Here is a 10,914-nt window from a genome sequence, read left to right on the forward strand (position 1 = left end):
CAGACACACAAAAGTGCGCTGGCCTATAAAGGCACTGGCTTTTAACACGCTGTTGAGTTCTCAAGAAACGGACACCCACCGCGCCAGACCACCGCTCCCGCGGCACCCGACTCCGGGGCAACCCTTCGACCTTACCGGAATCTTCGCTCCTGTCAACCGACTCAGTTGAATCGGATCGAGCGGAACGTAGCCCACCCACCGTGCATCACCGCGGATAGCGTGAGCCATCCGCCGTTGATCTTCGGAGGAGTCCCTCGGGCCGGCCACCTTGCGGCGTCCTGCATCCCGTCTGGGCCGTCCACATCAGAGTACATCGATCCGGAGCAAGCTTCGAACCGTTTATCTGAGTGGCTTCCCCGCCAGGGCCGACCGCCTCTCGGCGTCCTGCATCCCCTTGGGGCATGAGAAACAGTAGGTAATTCACGAGCACCCGTCAAATCGGAAGACGTTCCCCGCGTCGTTGATCAGAAAACCTGCTGGTCACCACGGCATCGCGGCCAAGACCGTCACCAACCGGCGCCCGCGCCGGACTCCGATCGAGGATGTGCCCTGTCCAACCCAGATGGCGTTCCCCGTATTCCTTCCCTGCCTCAACCGGATCGTTCCCGGCCGGGGCATTACGTCCGTTGCGCCGCTTCATTGCCTCCGATTTGACCGATTTGCACATGGGTGACGTTCGTAACACCGCCGGATCGGTAAACGCCAAGGTCTACGCACTGGCGTTTGCTGCCGCTCAGACCGGCGTCTGGCGGCGAACAGCGTGCGCGACAGCGCGGGGCCGCGACAGCCTGCCGCTCAAGGGACGGATGGAGTACCTCCACGAGTCGGCCGCCGCGCTTCTCGGCACCTGACTCTTCCTCGACGACCGGCCCGTCGAACTGCGCGGCGTCGAGGCTGGCCGTCACCACCGCCAGCTGGGTGCGCAGCGGCTTTCGGCCTGTGTTCTCACCGTCTGCGTCCTCACGGTGTCCGTCCTCTCGCCACATGCGTTGCCGCCGCTTGCGTTCTTGGCCTTCTGCCGGTCGTGCGGTGCGGCGTGGGGGGTGTGTCAGGGCTTGTCAGTGGCGTGTCGGTGGGGTGTCAGGAGGGTGGCTGAACGTGGGGTCCGTGAAAGGACGGACGGGAGGCGGCACATGGACGATGTGATACGGGTCGAGGGGTTGCGGAAGTGGTTCGGGGCCACTCGGGCGCTTGACGGGGTTGATCTCCGGGTGCGGCGGGGGACGGTGCTGGGAGTGCTGGGGCCCAACGGGGCGGGTAAGACCACGGCCGTCCGGGTGCTGGCCACGTTGCTCAAACCGGACGCCGGGCGGGCCGAGGTGTGCGGGTACGACGTGCTGGCCGATCCCGCGCGGGTACGCGCGATGATCGGGTTGACCGGGCAGTACGCGTCGCTGGACGAGGAGCTCACCGGGACCGAGAACCTCATCATGATCGGGCGGCTGCTGGATCTCGGTCGGGGTGCGGCGCGGGCCCGGGCGGGTGAGCTGCTGGAGAGGTTCCGGCTCACGGACGCGGGCGGCCGCGCGGTGAAGACCTATTCCGGCGGCATGCGGCGCCGGTTGGATCTGGCGGCGAGCCTTGTCGACCGTCCTGCGGTCGTCTATCTCGACGAGCCGACCACGGGGCTGGACCCGCGGGCGCGCAACGAGGTGTGGGAGACCGTCCGGGGCCTGGTCGCCGACGGCGCCACGGTGTTGCTGACCACCCAGTACCTGGAGGAGGCGGACGCGCTCGCCGACCGGATCGCGGTGTTCGACCACGGGCGGGTGGTGGCGGAGGGCACGCCGTCCGAGCTCAAGTCCCGGATAGGCCTGCAGACCCTGGCGGTACGGGCGGCGGAGCCCTACCGGACCGCTCAGCTCGCCACGATCATCGGCGAGCTCACCGGGGAGCGCCCCGAGGTGAATGAGGGGACCGGCCTGGTGACGGCGCCGGCGAGTGACCTTGCGGTCCTGGTGGCCCTGGTGCGGCGGTTGGACGAGGCGCAGATCGTGGCCGCCGAGCTCGCGTTGCGCATGCCCAGTCTGGACGAGGTCTTCCTGACGCTGACCGGCCACCTCACGGAAGGGATCCCGGCATGACGATCGCGATGACGCCTCAGCGGACGCTGCGGCATGGGCTGACGCTGGCCTGGCGCAACGTCGCCCAGTTGAAGCACTCACCGGAGAAGCTGCTGGACACCACGTTGATGCCGGTGGTGTTCCTGCTGTTGTTCCTGTACGTCTTCGGCGGTGCGGTGGCGGGCGACACGCATTCGTACCTGCAGCAGCTGCTGCCGGGCCTGGTGGCGCAGATGACGTTCATCGGCACGATGGGCCTCGGGACGGCGCTGAACGAGGACATGCACAAGGGCGTCTTCGACCGCTTCCGGAGCCTGCCGATCGCGCGTTCGGCGCCGTTGATCGGCTCCGTGCTGGGCGAGACGGTCAGGTTCTGCTTGACGATGACGGTGCTGGTCGGTTTCGGCGCGATCCTCGGGTTCAGGTTCCACAGCGACCCGTTGTCGGTTCTGGCGGCGCTGGCGCTGGCGTACGCGTTCTATCTGGCCGTCTGCTGGATCTTCGTGCTGGTCGGGCTCGTGGCGCCGTCGCCGAGCGGCGTGCAGGGCATCGGGTTCATCCTGGTGATGCCGCTGACGTTCGGCAGCAGCGTGCTCATGCCGGACGTCGGCACGATGCCGGGCTGGCTGCAGGCCTGGGTGAAGGTCAATCCGGTCACGCATCTGGCCGAGTCGCTGCGCTCTTTGATGATCGGCGGACCCATGGGCTCGCACGCCTGGTACACCCTGGCGTGGGCGGCCGGAATCGTCCTGGTGACGTTTCCGCTGGCCCTGCGCCTGTACGCGCGTCGCACCTAGGTCACGCGGGCGAGGACGTTTTCGCGGGAGAGGCCGCGGCCCCGGTCGTACGCCTCCGCGAAGGCCTCCTCGCCGAGGGCGTCCTCGGCGGCGGACGTGACGTCGGCGGCGTCGATGCTCCAGCTGTCCTGGTAACCGCGCAGGCCGTGGGCGGCGCCCAGCAGTTCGGCGGCGTGTTCGTGATCGCCGCGCGCGGAGTCCAGGGCGGCGACGCCTTCGATGAGTTCGGCGAACGTGGGATTGCCGATGAGCACCCGTCCGGCCACGTCGCGGAGGGCCCGGCCGTGCCAGCGTGCCGCCGCCTCCAGGTCGCCGTCCTGCTGGGCCATCCGGCCCAGGTGGCTGAACGTACGGGCGCACACCTGGCGAACGTCGGCTCGTTCGGCCCGTGGCTCGATCAGTTCGCGGGCTCGTTCGAGCTGGGCACGGACGGCGGCCAGGTCGCCCTCCCGGCGGGCCAGGTCGCTCAGGCTGAGGTGGCCGTTGGCGGCCTCCGCGTATTCGCCGATCCGTTCCATGTCGCCGATGGCGCGTTCGAGGTCGGCACGGGCGCGGGCGAAGTCGCCGGTCTCGGCGCGGGCGCGGGCGAGCTGGATGAGCACGGTGCCGCCCTGCTCCGGGCTGACTCCTTCGGCGGCGTAGCCGTAGGCCTCCTCGCCCAGCCGTACCGCCTCCTCGGCCTCGCCGCGTGCGAGCGCCACCTGCAGCGCGCCGCTCAACGCGGTGATCATCCCCCAGCGGTCGCCGAGCGCGCGGAAGCCAGCCAGGCCCGCGTGGAGTTCGGCGGCGGCCGTGGCGATGTCGCCGTCGTTCATCGCCATGAATCCGAGCGCCACCCGGGAGATGGCGCGGACCCACGGGTCAGGGTGGTCGTGGACGTCGCGTATCGCGCGCTTCGCGGCGGCGAAGTCGCCGGTGAGGATCGCCGCCGCGCCGCGCGCCACGATCAGCGCCGGATGCCGGGGCTTCTCAGGCACCCAGCCGAGCACGCCGTCCAAGGCGTGCCGCAGGCTCTCGGGCGTCGGGCCGGGCTCGGACGACATCTCGGTGACGAGGGCCGCGGAGCACACCGTCATGGCGTACTCCTCCTCAAGGCCCGGCCATCCTGCGCGGCGAAGCAGCCCCGCAAGCCCACCAAGGGCGAGCGCCCGCCGCCACAGGCCCGGAGACTCGCGGAACGTCACGTACGACCAACCTGCCCGCCCAGCTGACCAGCTTCGTCGGACGACGCACGCTCGCCGAGGCCCCCGGTGTACGGGTGCTGGCGACGAGCCGCGAGCCCCTCGGCATCACCGGCGAGGTGCTGTGCCCCGTTCCGTCGCTCCCGCTGCCGCCCGCCGGCGCCGACGCGGGCGAAGCGCTGCGGTACGCGTCGGTGCGGCTGTTCGCCGACCGCGCCGCCGCGGTCCGCCCCGGCTTCACGGTGGACGACGCGTCGGCGCCGCACGTCGTGGCCATCTGCCGCGAGCTCGACGGCATCCCGCTCGCCATCGAGCTGGCGGCGGCCAGGCTGCGGGCGCTGACCCCGGCACAGGTCGCGGGCCGTCTCGGTGACCGGTTCCGGCTGCTCACCGGCGGCAGCCGCACCGCACTGCCACGGCACCGGACGCTCCGCGCTGTCGTCGACTGGAGCTGGGAACTGCTCGACGACACCGAACGCACCGTACTGCGGAGGCTGTCGGTGTTCGGAGAGGTGCGCGGCGGCCAGTTCGGGTGAGGGGTCCACGCCGAGGCGGTCCGCGAGCTCCCGCCGGGTCTCCTCGTACACCCGCAGCGCGTCGGCCTGCCGGCCCGCCGCGTACAGGGCTCGCATCAGCAGCCGTTCACGCAGCGGATGTGCTTCGGCCAGCGCCTCGATCTCCTGGACGAGCGGCGCGGCCGGGTGGCCGAGTGTCAGCTCCGCGTCGGCCCTGTCCTCGATCGCGGCCAGGCGCAGCGCGCCGAGGCGGGCGGCCTCCGGCGTCGCGAACGCGGCGTCGGCGACGTCGGCGAGCGCGGGACCGCGCCACAGGCCGAGTGCGTGCCGCAGTCCCTCCGCCCGCGGCCCGGGCCCGCGTTCCCGGCGCGCCGCCGCCACCGCGCGTTCGAACGCGACGGCGTCGATCTCCGCAGGGTCGACCGCGAGCCGGTAGCCGGCCGGGCCGTACTCGACCAGATCCCGCCCGGCCGCCCCGCGCAGCCGCGAGACCGGCGCCTGGAGGGCACCCGCGCCCCCGGCGGGCGGCGCGCCCTCCCAGAGATCGTCGAGCAGCCGTTCGGCGGACACCGCGCGGCCCGCCTCGATCACGAGCCTGGCCAGCAGTGCGCGCAACCGGGGGCCGCTGACCGCGACGGGCCGGCCGGTCTCGTCCCGCACCTCCAGCGGACCCAGGATGCCAATGCGCACCCGGTCATTCTCCCCTGCCGGCGCCGAGCTGAGATCGTTAGGTCATGAACGCCACTAACCTGACCAGCCGCGTCGCCGCCGGTGTTGAGATCGTTCCGCTCCTGGACGCGATCGGCCCCATGGGCGCCGCGCTCCGCCGCCCGCCGGGGGAGCTCTTCCCGGGCGGTTCCAGTGACCTCTGGAACCAGGCCGAGACCGGCGAGCCCGGGGCCTTCGGTCCGGACGGCGAATGGGTGCTGCACTTCTACTGCTACCTGCTGCGGGTGCCGGGCGGCCCGAACATCCTGGTGGACACCGGCCTCGGACCGCTGGACTCCCCCGCCGCGTCCTGGGCCCCCGTTCCCGGCGATCTGGTCGACGCCCTCGGCCGGGCCGGGGTCGCGCCCGCCGAGATCGACAGCGTGGTGATCACTCATCTGCACAGCGACCACGCGAGCGGCGCCGTTGCCGGCGGCGAGCCCGTCTTCCCCAACGCCCGCCATCTGCTGCAGGCCGACGAGGTCGCCTGGCTGGAACGGACGCGCGAACCCGTCCTCACCGCGATCCTCGAACCGCTCCGCTCGGCGGGCCTGGCCGACACGATCACCGGTGATCTCCGGTTGGCGCCGCAGGTCATGCTCCTGCGCACCCCCGGCCACACGCCCGGCCATCAATCGATCATGGTCGGCGATGACGAGCTGCTGGTCACCGGCGACATCCTGCATCACCCGGTGCAGCTCGCCGACCCCTCGATCACCTACCTGTACGACGAGGACTCCGAGGCCGCCCGGGCCACCCGCACCGCCCTGCTGGAACGGGTCCGCGCACGCGGCGGCACGCTGGCCACCCCGCACCTTCCCTCCCCGTTCAATGTGTGAGTTCCCTGGAGCGGGTAGGTGGATCGGCGAAGGAGGTTGCCGACCATGCCGAAGGCACAGATCAAGGACGAGAAGAAGTACCAGAAGCTCCGCGACAAGGGCGAGAGCAAGGAGAAGGCCGCCCGGATCGCCAACGCCCAGGCGGGCCAGGGCAGCAGCAAGGTCGGCCGTAAGGGCGGCAAGAGCCCCTCGTACGACGACTGGTCCAAGGACGACCTGCTCAAGCGGGCCCGCGAGATCGGCATCAAGGGACGTTCGTCGATGAACAAGTCCCAGCTGGTCAAGGCCCTGCGTGACCACTGAGCCCGTGCAGCTGGTCTTCGTCCTGGACTGCGCCGACCCCGAGGGCCTGGCGGCCTTCTGGGCCGCCGCCCTCGGGTACCGGCGCGACCCGTACAAGCCGCCCTACGCCCGGCTGGCCGACCCGCGGGGAGAACGGCCGGACATCCTGCTCCAGCGGGTCCCCGAACCCAAGATCACCAAGAATCGCATGCACGTCGACCTGCGCGTCACCGACATGGACGCGGAGATCGCCCGGGTGACCGCCCTCGGCGCCCGGGTCGTCCGCGGCCCGTTCGTCGACGACGGCTGGCCCACCACCGTGATGGCGGACCCCGAGGGCAACGAGTTCTGCCTGATCGTCAACCCAGGGACTGGTTCATGACATCGGTCGTCGACACGGCACGCAAGCAGAAGGACGAGTACACCGGCGGATCGGACCGGCCCCTCGGCTCCTATCTGGGCACGCTCGCCGTCTACGGCCTGAGCGCCGCGGGGCTGGCGTTCCTCGCGCGCGGCCGGACGCCCCGTGCCACGCTCACCGATCTCGCCCTGATGACGATCACGACGCACAAGCTGGCGCGGCTGATCGCCAAGGACACGGTGACGAGCCCGCTGCGCGCCCCGTTCACCCGGTACGAGGGCACGGGCGGGCCCGCCGAGCTGCGCGAGGAGGTACGCGGCCACGGCGCGCGGCACGCCGTCGGGGAGCTTCTCACCTGCCCCTTCTGCCTCTCGCAGTGGGTCGCCACCGGCTACACGGCGGGGATGGTGTTCGCGCCCGAGGCCACCCGCCTGGTGGGGACCACGATGACGGCGGTCGCGGGCTCCGACTGGCTCCAGCTGGCCTACGCCCGGCTCCAGCGGGGGGTTTGATACAGGCGGGGCGGGTAGGGCCAGATATATGGATTTGTCCTTCCTCAAATCGCTCTACGACCGACCGGGACCCTACGCGTCTGTCCACGCCGACCTCACCCGGACGACCGAGGAGGCCCCCAAGGCACCCGAGCTGCGGTGGCGCGCCCTGCGCGAGACACTGGAGGCCGAAGGGGCCCCTGAGGACACGCTGCGCGCGGTCGACGCGGCCGTCCAGCAGGAACTGACCGAAAAGCGCTCCGAGGGCCTGGTCCTCTACGCCGCCGGCGGGGAGGTGGCGCACCTCACCCGCCTTCCGGGCCCGCCCGCCAGGCAGCTGGCCCGGGTGTCGCAGCTCCCGCACGTCCTCCCGCTCCTGGCACAACGCGGCGAACGTTTCCCCTACCTCGTGGTCACCGTGGACCGCCGGGGCGGCGAGATCTGCTGCGTCGCCGCCGACGGCACCCGGACCACCATCACCGTGGAAGGCGACGAGGACTACCCGATCCGCAAGGTGAAGGCCGAGGGCTGGAACCAGTCCCGGATCCAGCGCGCCGCCGAGAACGTCTGGAAGGCGAACGCCAAGAAGGTCGGCCGGGAGGTCGACCAGGCCGCCAAGCAGTGCGGCGGCGAACTGCTCATCGTCTCCGGCGATCCCCAGGCCCGCAGCGCGGTGCTGGAGGAGATCTCCGAACCCCTCCTGGAGAACACGGTCGAGACCAAGGACATCGACGAGATCCTGGAGCTGAAGCAGGCCGAGCGGCTCATGGCCGTGGCCGAGCGCTTCGAGACCGAGCTCGCCCACGGCGAACGCGCCGTCAAGGGCCTGAGCGCCACCGTGCAGGCCGCGCGGCGCGGGCAGATCGACACGCTGCTGCTTCCCGACGACTCACCCGCGCGGGTCTGGATCGGCCCGAATCCCATCGAGATCGCCGTCGAACGGGAGGAACTGCACGCGCTGGGCGTCGACGACCCGGTCGAGGAACGCGCCGACGCCGCCCTCATCAGGGCCGTGGCCGCCACCGACGGGAACCTGGCCCTGCTCCGCCAATCCAAGATCGGAGCCGTGCTCCGCTACTCGGACGCCGCCACCCGCCATCAATAGACGACGGTCTTCTTCGAGCTGCCCGGGAAGACCACCACCAGGTGACGCTCCCTGGGCAGCTCGGAGGGGCTCTCCCCGGCGTCCCGGACATGGATGCGGATCCGCAGCGAACCCTGGCCCACCGAAGGAAAGCCGAAGACCTCCTCCATCGTCGTGAACCTGACCGGCCCGGGACTGTCGATGCCGACCTCGACCACCCGGTCCCAGCCCGCGCGTTCGACCGGCGGACGCGCCTTGGCCCGCCGGACGGTGAGGCAGAAGTCGTGGTGCTCGGCGGTGGTGACGGCCACCCCGTGGCGATGCACGCCGACGAGGCCGTTCTTGATCGCCTCGTACATCGGGTCGAGGCCCATCTCGCCGCCGCCCACGTAGTAGCCGCCGCCGTCGGTCGTGAGGACGGCCTTGGTGTTGGCGCGGTCGCGTCGCGGCACCTTCTTGCGGCAATGCGCGTTCTTCCGCGCGTCCAGGCGGGCGTTCTCCTCGGCCACCTGCTGCTCGGACCGCGTCAGCGCCGGCCCGGCCCGTTCCGGGCACAGGTAGGCGAGCACCCGCCCCGGTTCCGCCGGGCTCCGGTTGAAGAGCCGCCTCATGTTCTCGGGGTTCTCGCAGGATCGCCGTCCCAGCCACAGAAGCTCACCGTCGGGCCGTTCATCGACCTGCTGCCACGGTCCTCCGCGCATCGAGCACAGGAACGCGCGCTCCCTGTCGTGCGGCGGCATCCGCCTGACCGCCTCCACCCACGACTCGTTCCGCGCCGGCTGGGCGTACGTCGCGGCGCGGCACTCCTCGCGGCCGATCGCCACGACCTCGTCCCGCCCGCGGTCGCCCGTCACCACCAACACCGACAGCAGGACGGCCGTCGCGGCCACGCCCCGCAGCACCCGACTCCATCGCATGACGGTGGCGGCGATCAACGCCGCGGGAAGCAGGTTCCAGAGCTGCCAGCCCATCGTCCAGTCCGCGAACGGCCCCCACAGCTGCAAGCAGGAATCGCCCTCGGTCACCGCGTCGTACCCCAGCAGAACGGGCTCGACCAGCGCGTTCAACGCGAGCAGCCCCGAGGCCGCCCACGCGGGCCACCGCCACCGCGTACGAAGCCAAACTACGAACGCCGGGCCCACCACCAGGATGGGCAGCCCCCTGAGGTAGCCGAGCCCGGGAACCCGCCACAACGCCCCCTGGATCTCCCAGCCCGGGCATCGCCCGTAACCGACGATCCCGATCGAGACACCCTTGGCGCCGGACATCAACGCCAGCAGCAAAGAGATGCCAAGGGGCAGCACGGTCAACACGACCGCGGCTATCCAAAGCCACACCTGTCTTCGCGGCGACATTCCCGACCTTTCACTCCAAGGGCCAGCACCCTAGCGTCACCCGCCGCCGCCGTAGTGGACTGGTATCGAGGAGGAACCCATGTCAATCGACCTCAACCACACGATCGTCCGCTCCCGCGACAAGCAGGCCGAGGCCGAGTTCTTCGCGCACATCCTGGGCCTGAAGGTCGGCGCCCAATGGGGCCCGTTCGTCGCGGTCGAAGCCGACAACGGCGTCACGTTCGACTTCATGGACGCGACCGAGATCCAGAGCCAGCACTACGCGTTCCTGGTCACCGACGAGGAGTTCGACCAGATCTTCGCGCGCATCAAGGAGGCGGGGATCACCTACTGGGCCGACCCCGCCCACGAGAAACCCGGCGAGATCAATCACCACTACGGCGGCCGGGGCGTCTACTTCGACAGTCCCGACGGCCACGCCCTGGAGGCCATTACGTCGCCGTACGCCTAGAACGCACGAAAGCCGCTCCGAAGAGCGGCTTTCGATGTGTGGAGCTATGGGGATTCGAACCCCAGACCTCCTCCATGCCATGGAGGCGCGCTACCAACTGCGCCATAGCCCCGCGCGGCCTTCCGGCCGACCAGGAAAAGCTTAGTGCACCCCGAGCCCTGGTCGGTACGCGTTATCGCCAGCCAAGCCGTTCGGCGACCTCGTCCGGCGCATACCCCTGCTGCCCGCCCTCGCCGATCCACACCATCCCGTCGGCCTCCGCGACCGCGCCGACGGTGTGCTCCTGCGGCAGCCGAGGCTGAACGGCCAGCCGGACCTCCAGGTGTGGGTCGAACCGGCTCAGCTCATCCATAAGGTCCGCCACCGTGACCTCTCGCCGCGCACCTCTGCGATGTCTTCCCATAACCGTAATGAAACCACCCACACGCCCATGACCAGGCCATCTGATCTTGACCAAGCCACACCACCCCCGAAGAGTTCGCGAAGCAACCCCCGCCCCAAACAACCCGAAGCCTGCGAGGGCGCTGGGGGGGGGCAACCCGCAGGGACGCAGTCCCCGGGGGCTGCGCCGCATGCCGAGCGAAGCGAAGGCGCCGGGGGCGAGGGGCGAAGCCCCAAAAAAGGGGCGCAGCCCCATGCCAAGCGAAGCGAAGGCCAGGGGGCGAGGGGCGGAGCCCCAAGAGGGGCGCAGCCCCGAGGGGGCGAGGGGGCGGAGCCCCAAGAGGGGCGCAGCCCCGAGGGGGCGAGGGGGCGGAGCCCCAAGAGGGGCGCAGCCCCGAGGGGGCGA

General features: G+C 70.7%; 12 protein-coding genes, 1 tRNA gene and 2 pseudogenes. 10 read left to right on the plus strand and 5 right to left on the minus strand.

Going from position 1 to position 10,914, the window contains the following annotated elements:
* Positions 1-665 precede the first annotated feature (665 nt).
* The 3 genes from ABD333_RS47085 to ABD333_RS47095 all read left to right on the plus strand — a co-directional run bounded on the left by ABD333_RS47085 (position 666) and on the right by ABD333_RS47095 (position 2,860).
* The gene (locus ABD333_RS47085) at positions 666-851 is read left to right on the plus strand and encodes a hypothetical protein (RefSeq protein ID WP_344549455.1); all 186 of its coding nucleotides are present in this window, start codon (positions 666-668) and stop codon (positions 849-851) included.
* A gap of 282 nt (positions 852-1,133) precedes the next feature.
* Complete coding sequence (locus tag ABD333_RS47090) at positions 1,134-2,084, plus strand: ATP-binding cassette domain-containing protein (RefSeq protein ID WP_344549456.1); 951 nt, start codon at positions 1,134-1,136, stop codon at positions 2,082-2,084.
* Positions 2,081-2,860 (plus strand): ABC transporter permease, encoded by a 780-nt coding sequence (locus ABD333_RS47095; protein WP_344549457.1) that lies wholly within the window; start codon positions 2,081-2,083, stop codon positions 2,858-2,860. The genes ABD333_RS47090 and ABD333_RS47095 overlap by 4 nt, the downstream gene beginning before the upstream one ends.
* On the opposite strand, the gene ABD333_RS47100 is transcribed toward ABD333_RS47095, so the two are convergent.
* A complete protein-coding gene (locus ABD333_RS47100; protein WP_344549458.1) occupies positions 2,857-3,936 on the minus strand; it encodes a tetratricopeptide repeat protein in 1,080 nt (359 codons plus the stop codon). The genes ABD333_RS47095 and ABD333_RS47100 overlap by 4 nt on opposite strands.
* Before the next feature lie 158 nt (positions 3,937-4,094).
* Here ABD333_RS47100 and ABD333_RS47105 point away from each other — a divergent pair.
* Positions 4,095-4,547, plus strand: a pseudogene (locus ABD333_RS47105) (ATP-binding protein); the annotation flags it as partial.
* Between the two features lie 18 nt (positions 4,548-4,565).
* On the opposite strand, the pseudogene ABD333_RS47110 reads toward ABD333_RS47105, so the two are convergent.
* Positions 4,566-5,246 (minus strand): annotated as a pseudogene (locus tag ABD333_RS47110) (AfsR/SARP family transcriptional regulator); the annotation flags it as partial.
* 44 nt (positions 5,247-5,290) lie between these two features.
* Here ABD333_RS47110 and ABD333_RS47115 point away from each other — a divergent pair.
* Genes ABD333_RS47115 through ABD333_RS47135 form a run of 5 tightly spaced genes read left to right on the plus strand, consistent with a single transcriptional unit; the run spans position 5,291 to position 8,342 of the window.
* Entirely contained in the window at positions 5,291-6,103 is an 813-nt protein-coding gene (locus tag ABD333_RS47115; RefSeq protein ID WP_344549459.1) for an MBL fold metallo-hydrolase, read from the plus strand.
* Between the two features lie 45 nt (positions 6,104-6,148).
* A complete protein-coding gene (locus tag ABD333_RS47120) occupies positions 6,149-6,406 on the plus strand; it encodes a DUF7218 family protein (protein ID WP_344549460.1) in 258 nt (85 codons plus the stop codon).
* The gene (locus ABD333_RS47125; RefSeq protein WP_344549461.1) at positions 6,396-6,767 is read left to right on the plus strand and encodes a VOC family protein; all 372 of its coding nucleotides are present in this window, start codon (positions 6,396-6,398) and stop codon (positions 6,765-6,767) included. The genes ABD333_RS47120 and ABD333_RS47125 overlap by 11 nt, the downstream gene beginning before the upstream one ends.
* Positions 6,764-7,258, plus strand: coding sequence for a DUF1360 domain-containing protein (locus ABD333_RS47130; RefSeq protein WP_344549462.1), 495 nt, complete (start codon positions 6,764-6,766; stop codon positions 7,256-7,258). Before ABD333_RS47125 ends, ABD333_RS47130 begins: the two co-directional genes overlap by 4 nt.
* Positions 7,259-7,286: 28 nt before the next feature.
* Positions 7,287-8,342 carry a baeRF2 domain-containing protein gene (locus tag ABD333_RS47135; protein ID WP_344549463.1) on the plus strand — a complete coding sequence of 352 codons (1,056 nt, stop codon included), beginning with the start codon at positions 7,287-7,289 and terminating at the stop codon, positions 8,340-8,342.
* Here the strand turns inward: ABD333_RS47135 and ABD333_RS47140 are convergent.
* A complete protein-coding gene (locus tag ABD333_RS47140; RefSeq protein ID WP_344549464.1) occupies positions 8,336-9,634 on the minus strand; it encodes a hypothetical protein in 1,299 nt (432 codons plus the stop codon). The genes ABD333_RS47135 and ABD333_RS47140 overlap by 7 nt on opposite strands.
* Positions 9,635-9,755: 121 nt before the next feature.
* On the opposite strand from ABD333_RS47140, the gene ABD333_RS47145 reads away from it, so the two are divergent.
* Complete coding sequence (locus tag ABD333_RS47145; protein WP_344549465.1) at positions 9,756-10,127, plus strand: VOC family protein; 372 nt, start codon at positions 9,756-9,758, stop codon at positions 10,125-10,127.
* 39 nt (positions 10,128-10,166) lie between these two features.
* On the opposite strand, the gene ABD333_RS47150 is transcribed toward ABD333_RS47145, so the two are convergent.
* A tRNA-Ala gene (locus ABD333_RS47150) sits at positions 10,167-10,239 on the minus strand.
* A 60-nt stretch (positions 10,240-10,299) separates the two neighbouring features.
* A complete protein-coding gene (locus ABD333_RS47155; protein ID WP_344549466.1) occupies positions 10,300-10,479 on the minus strand; it encodes a hypothetical protein in 180 nt (59 codons plus the stop codon).
* Positions 10,480-10,914 lie beyond the last annotated feature (435 nt).

Origin of the sequence: Actinomadura fulvescens (genome assembly GCF_039533225.1) — a bacterium.
Classification (GTDB): Bacteria; Actinomycetota; Actinomycetes; order Streptosporangiales; family Streptosporangiaceae; genus Spirillospora; species Spirillospora fulvescens.